This window comes from Klebsiella sp. RCJ4, from assembly GCF_009025755.1.
In the GTDB taxonomy this organism is placed as follows: Bacteria; Pseudomonadota; Gammaproteobacteria; order Enterobacterales; family Enterobacteriaceae; genus Klebsiella; species Klebsiella michiganensis.
The window spans coordinates 70,118-86,960 of the sequence record NZ_WCIN01000049.1 but is presented as its reverse complement, the minus strand read 5'-3'; the positions used below and the strand labels follow the sequence as shown (position 1 = coordinate 86,960).

Below are 16,843 nucleotides of genomic sequence, written 5' to 3'. Positions count from 1 at the left end.
AATATAAAAATAATCAAAAGACTCTGTATCGTTGTCTTGGTGTTTTTTTCGCTGGTCATTCGGCAGGGCGCGGGCGCTGAGTTTTCTGCCAGCTTTAAGGGGGTGGATATTCAGGAGTTTATTAATACCGTCAGCAAGAACCTGAATAAAACGATTATTATCGATCCGGCTGTACACGGCACGATTACGGTGCGCAGTTACGATAGGCTCAACGATGAACAATATTACCAGTTTTTCCTGAGCGTGCTGGATGTATACGGCTTTGCCGTGGTGGACATGAAGAACGGCGTGCTGAAGGTGGTCCGCGCCAAAGATGCAAAAACCGCGGCGGTACCTCTCGCCAGCGATGCTCAACCGGGAAAGGGAGATGAAGTCGTGGCGCGCGTTGTGCCCGTCAATAATGTGCCTGCCCGTGATTTGGTCCCGTTACTTCGTCAATTGAATGATAACGCCGGGGTGGGCAGCGTTGTGCATTATGAGCCTTCCAACGTCCTGTTGATGACGGGACGGGCGGGAGTGATTAAGCATTTGATGGAAATAGTTGAGCGCGTTGATAAAGCGGGCGATCGCAGCGTCGTCACGTTACCGCTGGCCTACGCGTCCGCTGCCGACGTTGTCAAAATGGTGACCGAATTAACCCGGGATGCCGGTAAATCAGCGTCATCGGGCTTAATGATAGCGAATGTTGTTGCGGATGAACGTACGAATTCGGTATTGATTAGCGGCGAACCGAATTCTCGTCAATTAATTATCGCGATAGTTAAGCAGCTGGATCGCGAACAATTTGTTCAGGGCAACACCAGGGTTATTTATCTGAAGTATGCCAAAGCGACCGATTTGGTCGAGGTCTTAACGGGGATCGGCGACACTATTCAGGGCGAGCAAAAGAGTGCTAAACCGGCCATCGCATTACGCAAAGACATTACTATCAAAGCGCATGAGCAAACCAACTCGCTGATCCTGACGGCGGCCCCGGACGTTATGCGGGATTTGGAGGGGGTGATAGCTCAGTTGGATATTCGTCGCGCCCAGGTCCTGGTCGAAGCGATTATTGCCGAAGTACAGGATGCTGATGGTCTCAATCTGGGCATTCAGTGGGCCAATAAAAATAGCGGCATGTCGCAATTTACCAATACGGGCCTACCTATTACGACCGCAATTGCCGGAGCCAATCAATATAAAAAAGAGGGCGCGGTGGATAGCTCGATTGCCAGTACGCTCAACGGTCTTAATGGTATTGCGGCGGGGTTTTATCAAGGGAATTGGGCGATGTTATTGAGCGCGCTTTCCAGTAATAGCAAGAATGATATTTTGGCGACGCCGAGCATCGTGACGCTGGATAATATGGAGGCCATGTTCAATGTTGGCCAGGAGGTACCGGTGCTCTCCGGCTCGCAAACAACCTCTGGCGATAACGTCTTCAATACCGTGGAGCGCAAAACGGTCGGAATTAAGTTGAAGGTAAAGCCACAGATTAACGAAGGGGATTCTGTTTTACTGGAAATCGAACAGGAGGTTTCCAGCGTGGCTGACGCCGCCTCCAGCAGTAGCGCTGACCTGGGGGCGACCTTCAATACTCGCACGGTTAATAATGCGGTGCTGGTGGGAAGTGGCGAAACGGTCGTCGTCGGAGGGCTGCTGGATAAAAGCGTGACGGATAGCGTGGATAAAGTCCCGGTGCTGGGAGATATTCCGGTTCTGGGTTACCTGTTTCGCTCTAACAGTAAAAAAGTCTCCAGACGTAATCTGATGCTCTTTATTCGCCCATCAATTATCCGCGATCGCGATCAGTATCGTCATGCATCCGCTGATAAATATCATGCTTTTAATCAGGAACAAGTTCAGCAGCGTGGTCATCAGGATAACCCAGCGACGTTAAACAATGACGTATTAAAGCTGCCTCCGGATCAAAATGGCGCCACCTTCCTGAAGGTTCGCGCGGCGATTAGCGCATTTTATTCGCAGGAGGGGTAATGAATATGTCTGTTGCCGACGTGAATAAACCGCATCCGCAGCTTCCCTTTGCCTATGCGCATGCTCAACGCATTTTACTGCAGTGGGAGAATACTGAATGCCGGGTGCTGCGCGTCGTGGAAACGACAGCCGCAGCGTTGCTTGAAACCCGTAGGGTTGCCGGGTGTGCCCTGAATATTCGTACGCTATCGAATGCGGAATTTGAGAAACAACTGATTAGTAGTTACCAGCGAGACTCAACCGAAACGCGGCGACTGATGGTTGATATCGGCAACGAAGTGGATTTTTATACCCTGGCGGAAGAGTTACCTGACAGCGATGATTTACTGGATGCCGATGATGATGCTCCGATAATCCGTCTGATTAATGCCATGCTGACCGAGGCGATTAAGGATAAAGCGTCAGATATTCACATCGAAACCTATGAACGTCATTTGCAAATTCGCTTTCGGGTAGATGGCGTACTGCGTGAAATATTACGCCCTCAGCGCCGTCTGGCTTCTTTATTGATCTCTCGTATTAAGGTTATGGCGCGGTTGGATATCGCGGAAAAGCGTATTCCTCAGGATGGGCGCATGGCGTTACGCATTGGCGGCCGGGCGATTGATGTGCGAGTGTCGACTTTACCTTCTCATTACGGTGAACGAATTGTTCTGCGTTTGCTGGATAAAAGCAGCGTGAATTTGGATCTGTCGACGTTAGGCATGTCGTTATCACACCAGCAGCAGATCGATGAACTGATTCAGCGGCCGCACGGTATTCTCCTCGTCACCGGTCCGACAGGTTCAGGGAAGAGCACGACGCTTTATGCGGCGTTGAGTCGTCTCAATGCGAGTGAACGCAATATTATGACGATTGAAGATCCTATTGAGTATGAGCTCGAGGGGATTGGCCAGACGCAGGTATACGCCAAAGTGGAGATGACTTTTGCGCGCGGTTTACGCGCCATTCTGCGTCAGGACCCTGATGTCGTACTGGTTGGGGAGATCCGCGATAGTGAAACCGCGCAGATTGCGGTTCAGGCATCCTTGACCGGGCATTTGGTTCTTTCAACGCTCCATGCCAACAGTGCGTTGGGGGCATTATCACGTCTGCAAGATATGGGGATTGAACCTTTTTTACTGTCTACGTCGTTATTGGCCGTATTGGCGCAGAGGCTGGTGCGGACTCTTTGCCCCGATTGCCGCCAGCCCTACTTAGTCGCTCCCGCGTTGGCCCATCAGATGGGGATTGCGCCCGGAGCTCGCTTATGGCAGCCGAAGGGATGTCCGCAATGCGGCTTTACTGGCTATCGTGGGCGTACCGGGATACATGAATTACTGCTGATTGACGATAGGATCCGTACCGCAATCCATAAGGGCCACGGCGAGTTCGCGATTGCCCGCTTACTGCAGCATGAATACAAAACGTTACGCTATGCCGGGCTGGAAAAAGCCCTGTCCGGCGAGACAAGCTGGGAAGAGGTCATCCGGGTGACTGAAAACCAGTCGCAGGAAAAGGAGTGACCGCGTGTTATTCCATTATCAGGTGTTAGACGAGCGGGGTAAAAAGCGGCGGGGGAGCCTGGAGGCAGATTCCGCTCGTCATGCGCGTCAACGCTTACGAGAACAAGGGCTGGTTCCGCTGGCGCTGGTCGAAGGGCTGAATGAGGCCCGGCGGAATAAACGCGGGTGGCGTATTTCCTGGTCGCGTGGAATAAGCAGCGCCGATCTGGCGCTGCTGACTCGCCAGCTGGCGACGCTGGTCGCCGCCGCTTTACCTCTGGAAGATGCGCTGGATGCGGTGGCAAAACAAAGTGAAAAACCGCGCCAGCGTAGCCTGATGGCCGCCGTGCGTAGCAAAGTTCTTGAAGGTCATTCGCTGGCGGAAGCGATGGCAGGATATCCTGCCAGTTTTGAGCGGTTGTACTGCGCGATGGTGGCGGCGGGTGAAGCTTCTGGTCACCTGGACCAGGTTCTGAATCGACTCGCTGATTACACCGAACAGCGCCAGCAAATGCGAGCGCGCATCATGCAGGCCATGATTTATCCCTGCGTACTTACCGTTGTCGCTATTAGCGTCGTTGCCACGCTTCTTTCTGCCGTCGTTCCCAGGGTCGTTGAGCAGTTTATTCATATGAAGCAGGCGCTACCGCTATCAACGCGAGTGCTCATGGCGATGAGCGACGGGGTTCGCACTTTTGGTCCCGGGATACTGTTGCTGCTGTTCGCCGGGCTGGTGCTGATACGTCGATTGCTACGTCATGAAGGTCGACGTATTGCCGTTCATCATCGGCTGCTGCGCCTGCCCGTTATTGGGCGCGTTGCGCGCGGCCTGAATACCGCTCGTTATGCCAGAACGCTGAGTATTCTGAACGCCAGTTCCGTGCCGTTGCTGCAAGCGATGCGTATTAGCGGCGAGGTGCTCACCAACGAATATGCGCGTCAACAGCTGTCGTTAGCGACGGAATCGGTGCGCGAGGGGGTTAGCCTGCATCGCGCGCTGGAAATGACCGAACTCTTTCCCCCCATGATGCGCCATATGATCGCCAGCGGTGAACGTAGTGGGGAACTGGACAGCATGCTGGAACATGCTGCGGATAACCAGGACCGGGAATTTACGTCTCACATGCAATTAGCGCTGGGGCTGTTTGAGCCTCTCTTGATCGTCGGTATGGCGGCAATAGTGTTATTTATCGTCATCGCCATTCTGCAACCGATCCTGCAATTAAATAATTTAATCAGTATGTGAATCTGATGGGCAAATATAAGGAGATAAAAATGCGGCGGCAGAGTCAGCGTGGTTTTACGCTGCTGGAAATCATGGTGGTCATTGTCATTATGGGCATTCTGGCAAGTTTAGTTGTACCTAATCTGATGGGAAATAAAGATAAAGCCGATCGTCAAAAAGTCGTCAGCGATATTGTGGCGTTAGAGAGCGCGCTGGATATGTATAAATTGGATAACAGCCGATATCCCACCACGGAGCAGGGGCTGCAGGCGCTAATCACTAAACCGTCGGTACCACCCGAAGCGCGTTATTATCCCCAGGATGGCTATATTCGCCGTTTGCCCCAGGACCCGTGGGGTGGGGATTATCAGCTAGTCAGTCCGGGTCAGCACGGACAGATAGACATATTCTCCTCCGGGCAAGATGGCGTGCCGGGTACTGACGATGATATCGGTAACTGGACGCTGAGTAAGAAATAGTGCGTCAGCGTGGTTTTACCGTGCTGGAAATGATGCTTGTTGTGCTGCTGATGGGGAGTGCGGCCAGTCTGGTCATCATGTCATTTCCGGCCATGCAGCAGGATACCGCGGAGCGGCAGTTGCAACGCTTTCAGGCGCAGCTGGAGTTTGCCATGGATAGCGGTATGCAAAACGATCGGCTACTGGGGATCCAGATTCGACCCAATGGCTGGCAGTTTCAGGTACTGCAAAGCCAGGCGGCGGAAACGCGCTCTTCGGTGGCGCATTCGGATCGTTGGCAGGGCTATGTCTGGCAAATATGGCAACCGCGTCAGGCTGCGTTAGGCGGCCAGGTTCCGGATAACCAGCCGCTCACGCTACGTCTCCCTCCTCCGCAGGAGTGGCCGCCAACCGCGGAACCGGCGGCGGACCCCGATATTTTGCTATTGCCTGGCGGGGAGATTACGCCCTTTACATTAATTTTCGGCGAGAAAGACGATCGCTCCGAAGTCTGGCTGCGGGTAGATGAAAGCGGCGCGATCGCGACATCGGCAAAAGGAGGCGCGCCATGAATAAACAAAAAGGGATGACGCTGCTGGAGGTTCTGGTGGCGCTGGCCATTTTTTCCCTGGCCGGGCTGACACTGCTGCAAACCACCGCCCAGCAGGCCAGAAACGCTGGCATGATGAAAGAGAAAATGCTGGCAAGTTGGCTGGCCGATAACCAACAGGTCAGATTACATCTCAACAAACTATGGCCCGAAAAAAGCGCGACGGGCGCTTTGGTGACCTATGCCGGAGAAGAGTGGTATCTCAGCTGGCAGGGGGTTGATACAGAGTTCAGCCAGCTACGGGCGCTGGATATTGAAGTGCGGCGCCATAAACAAGATACCGCGGCGATATTTTCTTTACGCAGCTACGTGGTGCACGAATGAGCCGTTGCCGCGAACGAGGTTTTACGCTGCTGGAAATGCTACTCGCATTAGCCATTTTTGCGGCGTTGAGTCTCAGCGCTTTCCAGATATTACAGGGGGTGATGCGCAATGATGAGATGGCACAGCGTCAGGTGCAGCGGTTAACCGAGCTTCAGCGCGCCTTCGTTTACCTGGAGGGCGACTTTGGTCAGATCATTCCGCGCCCTCCGCGAGGGGATGAACGTCTGTTCTACGCTGCTCGTTATCAGCGCCAAAGTGCGGACTGGAGCATCTCCTTCATGCGTAACGGTTGGCAAAACCCGATGGGAATATTACCCCGCTCCGAGCTGCAGCGGGTGGGGTATCGTCTGCGCCATCAGCAGCTGGAGCGGCTGAGCTATGTTCATACGGATCCGCAGGCTGGGGAAGAGCCAATCGTGAAGGTTTTGCTGAAAGACGTGAGCGCTTTTCGTTTGCGCTTTTTTGCCAACGGTATGTGGCGCGATAGCTGGAACGACACAACGCGTTTACCCGAGGGAATTGAAGTGTCGTTAGTCGTGGCCGACGTGGGTGAAGTGAGCCGCTTATTTTTCGTCACGACCGGGGAGCAAGCATGAAGCGGCGGCAAAGAGGCGTGGCGTTGCTGGTGGTATTGCTGATTCTGGCGCTCATGGTGACCATGTCGACAACGATAGCCGAGCGTAATGGCCGAGCCTGGCAGCGGACGATGGCTCAAGTGGAGCGTCTGCGGGCGAAATGGTATGCCCGGTCGGCGGAATCATTGGCCGCAAAAATATTACAGAGAGACGCATCTGGTTCACCGAATAAAATGGATTTAGCCCAAAAGTGGGCGCAGGGGCCTCGCCGTTTTACCATTGATGATGGCGAAGTCTCCGGGCTGATCGTTGATGGACAGGCCTGTTTTAATCTCAATGCGATTAACCAGGGGGGCGCCGGCGAGGGAAGGCAGTCGACGTTACCTTACTCCAGACAGGTTTTTAGACAGTTACTTATCAACCTGGGGGAGGGGGCATTGCGTGCGACGCAGATAACCGCAGCCCTGAGCGACTGGATAGACAGCGATAATGCGCCGGGAATCGAGGGGAGTGAAGATGCGCGCGACGGGCCGCAATCGGCGCCTTATCTACCCGCGCATCAACCGATGCAGGATATCAGCGAGCTGCGGACCGTTTCCGGCGTTGATGCCGAACTTTATCGTCGCCTTTTGCCCTATGTTTGCGTACTGCCTGTCCAGACGCTGTCGATAAATATCAATACGTTGAGCGAGTCGCAAAGTCCCTTATTCGCGGCGCTATTTGTGGGGGAACTGGATCCCGCGGGGGCGATGAAGCTGCTACAGCAACGTCCGCACGGCGGCTGGAATAGCACAACAGCATTTTTGGCTCAGGAGGCGCTTAAGGACAGGGATACCTCTGCGATCAAGTACGTATTGACCGTAAAGAGCGATCTGTTTTTTGCCGATTTTAATGTGCAGGTGGGGGACATTCACTATAGCCAGCGCAGCCTGTTGAGCAAGTCGGGTCATCGCTTCCAGGTGATACGACGACAGCCTGGATTGAGCATGCTGAGGGAGCCTTAATGAAAAGCAAAAAATCGCGTCTACAGGCCCGGTTGATACTGCATTTGCCCGGTGATGAAAAACAGCCCGTGCGGTGGTCTTTCCGTTCGCCAGACGGGGATGAGCAAGGCGAACTGGCGGCGGGGGAAAACGATGAGAGATTAACGCATCTTTTCGCGACTTATCCGGCACATATCCTGGTCCCTGCGAGTGAGTTTGTTTTCCATCAAGTGACGCTTCCGCCTAACGCCGGGCGCCAGCGTCTGCAGCTGCTGTCGTTCATGCTCGAGGAGCAGCTGGCAACCGAGGTTGATGGGCTTCATTTTGCCATTTTACACCAGCGCGGCGAGGTATGTGACGTTGCGGTAGTCGACAAACACGATATGCGTCAGTGGATCAGCCGTTGCGATCGGCTAGGGGTACGGGTGCTGACAATGCTTCCGGATGTGCTTGCGCTGCCGCGGGTCGACCACGGCTGGAGCGCGGTGAACGTCGATGATCGGTGGTTATTTCGGCGAGAGGCTCACGCCGGGATGGCGGTGGAATCGTCCTGGCTACCCGAGTTTTTGGCCATCTGGAGTCCGAAGGTGATTGAGAGCTATTCCCAACCGCCTGCGTTAAGCCCCCCTTATTGTGAATGGCGAGCGCATACGCCGCAGAATTTTCTGCAACTGGCGGCCGGGGGGGAACCCTATGATGGCGCCGATCTTCGTCAGGGTGAATTTGCCCGCGTCGGGACTTTGCGAGCGGGACTACGGCCCTGGCGGCCGGTGATGATGTTATTCATCGGCTATTTACTCTTGTCGTGCGTGAATGCCGGTTTATCTCACTATCAGCTGGGACAACAGGCAGACCATTGGCGGCAGGAAAGCCGTCGGGTCTACCAGGCGCTGTTCCCGGCGGATAAAAATGTGCTTAACCCTCGTACGCAGCTGCAAAAGCATCTACAGCAGCTACGGCCGGCCGGGCAGGATGGACTGGCTGTACACATGCATCAGTTGCAACAACTGATGGCGAAGCATCCGCACATCGAGTTGCGGGCGTTGTCCTATGATGCCGGGCGTAAAACGCTGAAAATTGATCTCTATGCCGCATCTTTTCTGGTGTTAGAGCAGTTCCAGAGCGGCGCGGGGCAACATTATCGGGTGCAGCCGGGCGAGGTTAAACAGAATCCGCATGGGGTCGAGAGCCGGCTGACGCTGGAAATAAAAGATGAATACATTTAAGCGCTACTGGCAACAGCTTAGCCTACGGGAGCGTGCCCTGGTATTGGGGGGCGGAGGCCTGGCTGTCGCGTGTCTGTTTTATTACATCCTGTGGTTACCGTGGCGGCAGCAGGCGGCGCAATGGCAGCGCACGATTGCCGATGAAAAGAGCACGATAGAGCGGATGTTGCAGCTGGCGCCACGTATACGCCAACAGGATACACGGCCGCTATCCGCCCGTGACGAAAATCTCAGCGTGTCGGCGGTTGTTACGCAGAGCGCGGCAGCTCAGGGGGTGAGTATCACGCGTATTCAGCCGCAGGGACAACAGCTGGCAATAACGCTGGAGCCCGGCGACTTTAACGGATTCATGCATTGGCTGATTACTCTGGAGCAACAGCATCGCATCCATATTACGGCCCTGGAGGTGGCAGCGTACCGCGATAAACCGGGATGGGTAGCGGTAAATAAACTGACGCTGGAGCGTAAAGATGAGCCTTAAACTCAAGAAGCTGGTGCTTGTATTGGTCTGTTATCTGCTGCTGCTGGCGGGAAATGCCCCTGCCGGGGTAGTGCGCGTTTTTATGCCCGCCGATATTAAGGCCGGTCGCTTTTCCGGGTCTTTATGGCAAGGTCGCGTGTACCAGCTCACCTGGCGCAACGTTACGATTGAAGACGTCCATTGGCAGCTCACTTTCTCCTCCTGGCGGCCTGCAATAAAAGTCGCGTTGCGGGATCCCCGGGGCTTGCAGGGAACCGGAACTTTACGCGGTTGGCACGATCTTGAATGGTATGAGTGGCAACTTTCCGCGCCTGCCGATTTTGTCCGCCAGCAGCTGTCGCTGGCGTTAGCGATGACCCTCAAAGGGGGGCTGCAGCTGCAATTGCACCAGGGGGAGTTTACCTCCCATGGCTGCCAGCGTCTTGGCGGCGTCATCAAGTGGCGGCAGGCTCAGATGGCGACGCCTCTGGGCGATTTGGATCTCACCGATGTTGACGGAGAGTTGAGCTGCAACGGAAAAGGGGAACTGGCGTTGGTCCTGAAACAGGACTCTCCTCATCTGAACATCGAGGGAAGGGGAGTCGTGGGGGCTGGCGGCGGCTATCGATTTAACGGACTGGTGCGGAGCGGACCGATGCTGCCTGAGGTCATGAAACCATTGATAGCGCAGGTTGGCCGGGCTAACGAGCAGGGCCAGATAGCCTGGCAAACGCAGGGGCAATTATTTTGATCCGTGATGTCCCCCTCCGACAGGAAAAAGAGGGAGATGCTGGACCCGCAGAGGGCGCTTTATGACATTATTAGTGGCTTTTTCATCCACGTATCCCATCATTTGGTGGTTTGGTCTTGGGGCGACAGGCGCTATCGTCGGGAGTTTTCTGAATGTGGTGATCTGCCGCTTACCCGTAATGCTCGAGAAACACTGGCAGCGTGAGGCGTTGCTGCAGCTGTCACTGCCTTCACCTGAACCCACGGCGCGCTTTAATCTGGTATTGCCGCACTCTCGTTGCCCATATTGTCATACTCCTGTTGCCGCAAGGGATAATATACCTCTGCTGAGTTTCCTGTTGTTAAAGGGCAAGGCTCGCTGTTGCGGCGCGCCTATTTCCGCGCAGTATCCGCTGGTTGAGGCGGCCACCGCTGCGCTGTTTGTCTTAACCGCACGTGTATTTCCGCCGGGGCTGGCGCTGTGTGGCGCCTGGGTATTCGTCTCTTTTTTATTGATCCTGGCCGTTATTGATTATCACCGACAGCTGCTACCCGATGTCCTGACGCTGCCCTTATTGTGGATCGGCTTACTGTTTAATCTTCAGTCGTATTTTGTTTCGTTGCCGCAGGCGACGATTGGCGCAGTGGCAGGATATCTCTGCTTGTGGTGCCTGTTCTGGCTGTTCAAGCTACTGACAGGCAAGGATGCGCTGGGCTATGGCGATTTTAAGCTACTGGCCGCGTTGGGAGCCTGGCTAGGCTGGCAAGCATTACCCCATGTGGTTTTACTGGCGGCGTTAAGCGGATTGCTGTTTGCGTTCGTACAGCGAGGAGGGGCAAAAAAAGATCTCAATCAGCCGCTGGCATTCGGCCCGTGGCTGGCGTTAGCCGGTGTGGCAAATATGCTGCTATTTCAGGGTATTTGACCGAGAGACGGTTGATGTTCGCGCCCGGAAGGCGGGTCAACGGCGATATCCTTCCTGCGGAGCGCTAACGGCAGAAAAAGAGGGGGGAAAGAGAGGGGGAAGAAAGCCCCGGGCGAGGCGCAGCTGCGCCATGACCCGGGCGTTCCCGGCTGAAGGGAATTAAATCTCGGTAATGGTCGTCGCCTGCGGCAGGCGTGATTTCGGCAGCGTCGCGTTGAAGTCTTCGACGCTATGATGGCCGACCGGCACCACCACCAGGCTGGTGTAGCCCTGGGCTTTCAGGTCGAATTCGGCATCGAGAATCGCGAAATCGACGCCTTCAATCGGCACGGCGTCCAGGCCCATTGCCGCCACGCCCAGCAGGAAGTTGCCGACGTTGAGATAAACCTGCTTCGCCATCCACTGATCGTCGTCGTGCAGCTCTTTGCGGTGCATATCGGCAAAGAAGGTGCGGCCTTTATGGTTCGCGGCTTTGGCGTCGGCGTTTGCGAAGCGGCCATCGGCCTCTTCCTGGTTCACCACGCGCTCAAGCCAGGCGTCGTCCATTGCGGTTTTGGCGCAGAACACCACCACGTGGGAGGCATCGAGAATTTTACGTTCGTTAAACACGTAGGTGCCGCTCGCCGCTTTGGCAACGCGCGCTTTGCCTTCATCGCTGCTGGCAACGATAAAGTGCCACGGCTGGGAGTTGGTGCTTGACGGGCTGTACTGCAGCAGCGTTTTCAGGTTTTCCGCCTGCTCGGCAGTTAGCTTTTTGGTGGCGTCAAATGCCTTGGTGGAGTAGCGCTTTAAGGCAACCGATACGATATCCATACTCTTCCTCACTGTTTACAACCCCTTGCGGGTGCGTTTCGTGAAGGAAGAGTACAGCGATGGCGGGCAAATGATAAGGGGCAAAAATGCGATAACACTTATCGCGCAGCGCTGAAAATCAACCCGGACGTAGGCGCTGCTGCTCTTTTTTGCTGAGTTTATCGACGATCAGATTCCACGAATCATCGATCAGCTCCGCCAGCAGATCCACGCTGATGTCCTCGCCGGGAACTACGGTGATCCAGTGCTTTTTGTTCATGTGATAGCCGGGCTCGATGCTGCGGTAAATCGCCTGATGAAGCAGCGATTTTTGCGGATCGCACTTCAGGTTGACCAGCGCGCGGCCGCGTACCGTCGCGGTGAGCATAAAAATCTTCCCGCCGACTTTAAACACATCGTACTCCGGGCCAAACGGCCAGCAGTGCTCGGTAAAGGGGAGCTCCAGCGCGATACGATGCGCGTTGTCATGCAGCGAGCGGTGATCCATCAGCTATTGTCCTCGGCAAGGGCCTGCCACATGGCTTCAAAGCCCAGCTCGACAAAACGGACGGCGCGCTCCGGCTCGTGGCTGGCGTATTCAATGGTGGTTTCGGCCAGCGAAAGAAACAACGCATCGCCGAAGGTACGGTACTCGTCGGATTGAAAAACGGGTTTGATTGAGCGCTGGCACAGTTCATTGAGCTCGGGAAACATCTCCTGGACGCGGTTGCGGGTTTCGTCGGTGATCCGTTCACTCAGCGCCATCCGGCGAATCGCTTTATGCTCCATGGGGTTACGTACGCCCCAGCCGATATAGCTATTCCAGATATTGCGCGTGTTCTCTTTTGGCCGGGTTTCGTTCGGGTTGAGACCCGCTATCATTGTCTGAACCAGGTCTGCTTTTATGGTCAGATAAAGCTCGTTGAGCAAATCGTCCTTGGTGGCAAAGTAGCGAAACAGCGTACCCTCGGCAACCCCTGCGCTGCGGGCGATGGCGGAGGTTGAGGCGGCGATTCCCGATTGGGCAAAGGCGGCGGTTGCTGCCTCCAGTAACGCTTGCTTTTTATCTTCACTCTTAGGACGAGCCACTACACTTTACCTCACTCATAATAAAACCACGATCTAAGCACGCCCGGCATGGGCGCTGCAACGCTGTCTGTCAAAATTTGAAAATCGTCTTGACGACTTTCAGCTTCTTCCTAATAATGAGTGCTTACTCACTCATAATCAAGCCTTATAACAAAAACCTCCAGGAAGGGGGATTTCGCCAGGTCAGGATATGAACCGTGTCACTTTCAGCGTGGTCGCCATCATGTTATTAGCGTCAGCAACAACTTTGCCGTTTGTGTTAAATGCCGGATTTGGTCAGGCGCCGCAGGGCGCGCAGCTCAGCCTGGTGGAGCAGTCGCCGCACTATCACGACGGTCAGTTTCACAATCAGCTTCCGACGCCGGGGTTTACCGGGCAAAAAAATATGCTGGCCGCATGGTGGGAGTTTCTGGTCGCCAAACGTGAAAATGCCAGACCGGCGCAGCCGCTGCCGCTGGTGAACACCGATCTGGCCAGCCTGCCGTCAGGGCAGGACGTGATGGTCTGGCTCGGTCACTCCTCCTGGTACCTGCAGCTGGCGGGCAAACGCATCCTGATCGATCCCGTATTTAGCAACTATGCCGCACCGTTTTCGTTTATTAATAAGGCCTTTGCCGGGGATTACCCGTGGCACGCTGAGGGCATGCCGGATATCGACCTGCTGATTATCTCGCACGATCATTACGACCACCTCGATTACGCCACCATCAAAGCTCTGATGCCGAAGGTCAAGCGCGTGGTGACGCCGCTGGGCGTGGGGTCGCACCTGCGCTACTGGGGAATGGAGAGCGCGATCATCAGCGAGGCGGACTGGAATCAGTCGCTGCAGGTGAGCGATGAGCTGACGGTACACGTCCTGCCCGCGCGCCACTTTTCCGGCCGCGGCCTCAAGCGCAACCAGACCCTGTGGGCCAGCTTTATGTTCGTTACCCCGCAGCAGAAAATTTACTACAGCGGCGACAGCGGCTACGGCCCGCACTTTAAAGCCATCGGCGAACAGTTTGGCGAAGTGGATTTGGCGATCATGGAAAACGGTCAGTATGACCAGGACTGGAAGTACATCCACATGATGCCGGAAGAGACGGCGCAAGCCGCTGACGATGTTCATGCACGCGCGGTACTGCCGGGTCACGCCGGGCGCTTCGTGCTGGCAAAACACACATGGGACGATCCGTACAAAAGGCTGGCGGAGGCCAGCACAGGGCGACCGTGGCGACTGCTGACGCCAATGTTGGGTGAGCCGGTTTGGGTCGCTGATAAAACGCAATCATTTAACGCCTGGTGGCGCTAACGATGAGAGTGGTTCAGGAGGAGAGAGGACATATGACTATTTCCGCTCAGGTCATTGATACTATCGTCGAGTGGATTGATGATAATTTGCATCAGCCGCTACGTATTGACGATATTGCGCGCCACGCCGGTTATTCGAAGTGGCATTTGCAACGACTGTTTTTACAGTATAAAGGGGAGAGTCTTGGGCGCTATATCCGCGAGCGTAAGCTGCTGCTGGCGGCCCGCGATCTGCGCGATACCGATCAGCGGGTCTACGATATTTGCCTGAAATACGGTTTTGACTCGCAGCAAACCTTTACCCGCATCTTCACCCGCACGTTTAATCAGCCGCCGGGTGCCTACCGTAAAGAAAATCACAGCCGCGCGCACTGAAAAGCGCCCGCCGGGGGAAGACCGGCGGACGCTTTTTTACCAGGCGTAGTTGACCGTCGCCGTCACCGTCCGACCAATGCCGTAGAAGCAGGCGCTATCGCTGGCGCAGGAGGCCACGTATTTGGTATTGGCGAGGTTGTTGACGTTGAACTGCACTTTCGCCCCTTTCAGGCTCGAATTCAGCTCGCCTAACTCATAGCTGACCATAGCGTCGTACAGATCCACTGCCGGTACTTTAAACGTGTTTTTCGCATCGCCGTAGCTGGTGCCGATATAGCGTACGCCAACGCCCGCGGTCAGGCTTTTTAACGCGCCGTCCGGCAGGGTATAGCTGGTGAACGCCGAAGCCATATGGGTCGGAATGCGTGCCGGCGTTTTCCCTTCGGTACCGACGACGGTGGTATTGACGGTTTCCGCGTCGGTATAGGTGTAAGACGCGATCAGATTGAGGTTATCGAAGACCGTCGCGTGCGCTTCGGCTTCAACGCCTTTCGAGCGCACTTTACCGCTGTTTTCAAACCACCCGGCCGCGCTGTTGTAGGTCGCGACGTTGCTCTGCGTCAGATCGTACAGCGCGAGGGTCATTAACGCGTTTGGGTCAGGCTGGTATTTCAGACCCACCTCTACCTGTTTGCCTTCGCTGGGATCGAATGGTCCGACGCCCGGCGCGCGGTTGGTCTGTAGGTTAGGTTCGAAGGAGGTGCTGTAGCTGATATAGGGGGAAAGACCGGAATCAAAGGCGTACAGCAGGCCGGTGCGCCAGGTGAGCTTATTATCATTCTGCTGGGTGCTGCTGGCGTCGGTAAAATCGGTGGTGCGTACTTCCGCCCAGTCGTAGCGCCCGGAAACTAACAGTTCCCAGTTTCGCCAGCTCAGCTGATCCTGAATATACACCCCAACCTGGTCGAGATTTTGCTGTTCATTAGTGGCGGGACTGAAGACGCTTTCATCGACGCTAACCCCGTAGGTCGGGCTGCGCCAGTCGATATCGTACTGCGAGCCGCCGGCCCGACCAAGGTACTGCTTATCCTTACTGGTTTTGTAATCCACACCGCCAATCACCGTATGCGCCACCTGACCGCTGGCGAACTGCGCTTCAAGCTGGTTATCGATGCCAAACTCATCGGTCTGACGCTGTTCATGCTGGGCGCGGCGGGAGAGTACCGAGCTGTTGGCGGCGCTGGTGGAATAAACCAGGTAGCGATACTTCTGTTTGATGGTGGCGTAGCGGGCGTTCTGGCGCAGAGTAAAGGTATCGTTGAGCTGGTGATCAAATTCATAGCCAATCATCGTTTGTTCACGCCACGACTGGTTGTAGCTGGGATCGCTGACGTTAAAATCGCGAGGAATATAGCTGCCGTCGACGCTTTCCACGGTGCCGTAACGCGGCAGGAAGTTACGGTAGCCGGCGTCCGGGTCTTTCTGATAGCTGGTTAACAGGGTAAAGCGCGTGGCGTCATCAGGATACCAGGTGAGGGCGGGGGCGATAGCCATCCGCGTCTCTTTATAGTCATCGATCTGGTTATTCTGGGTGCGGGCGATCCCGTTCAGGCGATAGAGCAGGTGGCCGTCATCGCTCAGCGGGCCGCCAACGTCGAAAGCCCCTTCGGCGAGCTGGTTATTGCCGGTACGGAACTGTACCTCATGAATTGGCTGGCTGGTCGGGCGTTTGCTGGTCATGCTAATCAGCCCGCCGGGGTTGACCTGACCAAACAGCACCGAGGCCGGGCCGCGCACCAGCTCGACGCGTTCCAGCAGCCACGGGTCGAAAGTGCCGGTTTGTGACGAGGCGGTGGCACCGTAGCTCAGGCCATCGAGGAATTTGGGCACGTAGCTGAAGCCGCGCACGAATACTTCGTCGTTGCGGTTAGATGAACCTCGGTATTCGGTAAAAACGCCCGCGCTATAGCGCAGCGCCTGGGAAACCGAGGTGACGTCCAGCGCCCGCATTTGATCGCGGGTGACCACCGATACCGACTGCGGCGTTTTGACGATCTCCGCAGCGGTCTTTGTTGCCGACAGGGTTTTTGTCGCCACTATTCCCTTCAGCGGCGCTGTAGGATCCTCGCCGCTGCCGGCGGTGACGACGATCGTTTCCTCCGCTGCCAGCGCCGGCCCGCCAAACAGAGATGCCGCCACGCCCGCGGCCCAGAAAGCTGTTATCTTATTATATTTAAACATGTTTATTTTTTATCCTTGGTTGAATCGCCATCAAAAAACGCCCGAGTCGAGGGGAATCGACCGGCGGTTATCATTAACGGTGTTAATGTTATTGCAAATAGTTATTATTTGCATTAGCGTTATTAACAAATTCTTACAAGGA

General features: G+C 55.3%; 18 protein-coding genes. 14 read left to right on the top strand and 4 right to left on the bottom strand.

Going from position 1 to position 16,843, the window contains the following annotated elements; translation table 11 throughout:
- The first annotated feature begins 9 nt into the window (after window positions 1-9).
- The 12 genes from gspD to F8562_RS28765 all read left to right on the top strand — a co-directional run bounded on the left by gspD (window position 10) and on the right by F8562_RS28765 (window position 10,974).
- Window positions 10-1,974 (top strand): type II secretion system secretin GspD, encoded by a 1,965-nt coding sequence (gene gspD / locus F8562_RS28820; RefSeq protein WP_369816083.1) that lies wholly within the window; start codon window positions 10-12, stop codon window positions 1,972-1,974.
- Window positions 1,974-3,479, top strand: coding sequence for a type II secretion system ATPase GspE (gene gspE, locus F8562_RS28815; RefSeq protein ID WP_151891960.1), 1,506 nt, complete (start codon window positions 1,974-1,976; stop codon window positions 3,477-3,479). The genes gspD and gspE overlap by 1 nt, the downstream gene beginning before the upstream one ends.
- 4 nt (window positions 3,480-3,483) lie before the next feature.
- On the top strand, window positions 3,484-4,704 hold the full coding sequence (gene gspF / locus F8562_RS28810) for a type II secretion system inner membrane protein GspF (protein ID WP_014228297.1): 1,221 nt from the start codon (window positions 3,484-3,486) through the stop codon (window positions 4,702-4,704).
- 29 nt (window positions 4,705-4,733) lie between these two features.
- The gene (gspG, locus tag F8562_RS28805; RefSeq protein WP_014228298.1) at window positions 4,734-5,162 is read left to right on the top strand and encodes a type II secretion system major pseudopilin GspG; all 429 of its coding nucleotides are present in this window, start codon (window positions 4,734-4,736) and stop codon (window positions 5,160-5,162) included.
- Window positions 5,162-5,713, top strand: coding sequence for a type II secretion system minor pseudopilin GspH (gspH, locus tag F8562_RS28800; RefSeq protein ID WP_014228299.1), 552 nt, complete (start codon window positions 5,162-5,164; stop codon window positions 5,711-5,713). The genes gspG and gspH overlap by 1 nt, the downstream gene beginning before the upstream one ends.
- On the top strand, window positions 5,710-6,075 hold the full coding sequence (gene gspI, locus F8562_RS28795) for a type II secretion system minor pseudopilin GspI (protein ID WP_014228300.1): 366 nt from the start codon (window positions 5,710-5,712) through the stop codon (window positions 6,073-6,075). Before gspH ends, gspI begins: the two co-directional genes overlap by 4 nt.
- Complete coding sequence (gene gspJ / locus F8562_RS28790; RefSeq protein ID WP_014228301.1) at window positions 6,072-6,671, top strand: type II secretion system minor pseudopilin GspJ; 600 nt, start codon at window positions 6,072-6,074, stop codon at window positions 6,669-6,671. The genes gspI and gspJ overlap by 4 nt, the downstream gene beginning before the upstream one ends.
- Window positions 6,668-7,654: a type II secretion system minor pseudopilin GspK gene (gene gspK, locus F8562_RS28785; RefSeq protein ID WP_014228302.1), complete on the top strand. Its 987-nt coding sequence runs from the start codon at window positions 6,668-6,670 to the stop codon at window positions 7,652-7,654. The genes gspJ and gspK overlap by 4 nt, the downstream gene beginning before the upstream one ends.
- Window positions 7,654-8,859 carry a type II secretion system protein GspL gene (gspL, locus tag F8562_RS28780; protein WP_014228303.1) on the top strand — a complete coding sequence of 402 codons (1,206 nt, stop codon included), beginning with the start codon at window positions 7,654-7,656 and terminating at the stop codon, window positions 8,857-8,859. Before gspK ends, gspL begins: the two co-directional genes overlap by 1 nt.
- Window positions 8,846-9,340 (top strand): type II secretion system protein GspM, encoded by a 495-nt coding sequence (gspM, locus tag F8562_RS28775; RefSeq protein WP_014228304.1) that lies wholly within the window; start codon window positions 8,846-8,848, stop codon window positions 9,338-9,340. The genes gspL and gspM overlap by 14 nt, the downstream gene beginning before the upstream one ends.
- Entirely contained in the window at window positions 9,330-10,070 is a 741-nt protein-coding gene (locus tag F8562_RS28770) for a type II secretion system protein N (protein ID WP_014228305.1), read from the top strand. Before gspM ends, F8562_RS28770 begins: the two co-directional genes overlap by 11 nt.
- A gap of 61 nt (window positions 10,071-10,131) precedes the next feature.
- Window positions 10,132-10,974, top strand: a complete 843-nt coding sequence (locus F8562_RS28765) for a prepilin peptidase (protein WP_014837743.1) — start codon at window positions 10,132-10,134, stop codon at window positions 10,972-10,974.
- A 159-nt stretch (window positions 10,975-11,133) separates the two neighbouring features.
- Here the strand turns inward: F8562_RS28765 and nfsB are convergent, their stop codons facing one another.
- The 3 genes from nfsB to F8562_RS28750 form a co-directional block, all read right to left on the bottom strand.
- Window positions 11,134-11,787: an oxygen-insensitive NAD(P)H nitroreductase gene (gene nfsB / locus F8562_RS28760; RefSeq protein ID WP_014228307.1), complete on the bottom strand. Its 654-nt coding sequence runs from the start codon at window positions 11,785-11,787 to the stop codon at window positions 11,134-11,136.
- A gap of 118 nt (window positions 11,788-11,905) precedes the next feature.
- Window positions 11,906-12,274: an MmcQ/YjbR family DNA-binding protein gene (locus tag F8562_RS28755; protein ID WP_014228308.1), complete on the bottom strand. Its 369-nt coding sequence runs from the start codon at window positions 12,272-12,274 to the stop codon at window positions 11,906-11,908.
- Window positions 12,274-12,855: a TetR/AcrR family transcriptional regulator gene (locus tag F8562_RS28750; protein WP_004848568.1), complete on the bottom strand. Its 582-nt coding sequence runs from the start codon at window positions 12,853-12,855 to the stop codon at window positions 12,274-12,276. The genes F8562_RS28755 and F8562_RS28750 overlap by 1 nt, the downstream gene beginning before the upstream one ends.
- A 190-nt stretch (window positions 12,856-13,045) precedes the next feature.
- On the opposite strand from F8562_RS28750, the gene F8562_RS28745 reads away from it, so the two are divergent.
- Window positions 13,046-14,146 (top strand): MBL fold metallo-hydrolase, encoded by a 1,101-nt coding sequence (locus F8562_RS28745; protein ID WP_014228309.1) that lies wholly within the window; start codon window positions 13,046-13,048, stop codon window positions 14,144-14,146.
- Window positions 14,147-14,178: 32 nt separating this feature from the next.
- Complete coding sequence (locus tag F8562_RS28740) at window positions 14,179-14,520, top strand: RamA family antibiotic efflux transcriptional regulator (RefSeq protein WP_004848570.1); 342 nt, start codon at window positions 14,179-14,181, stop codon at window positions 14,518-14,520.
- Window positions 14,521-14,556: 36 nt separating this feature from the next.
- Here F8562_RS28740 and F8562_RS28735 read toward each other — a convergent pair whose 3' ends face one another.
- Window positions 14,557-16,701 (bottom strand): TonB-dependent siderophore receptor, encoded by a 2,145-nt coding sequence (locus F8562_RS28735; protein WP_014228310.1) that lies wholly within the window; start codon window positions 16,699-16,701, stop codon window positions 14,557-14,559.
- Window positions 16,702-16,843: the final 142 nt, after the last annotated feature.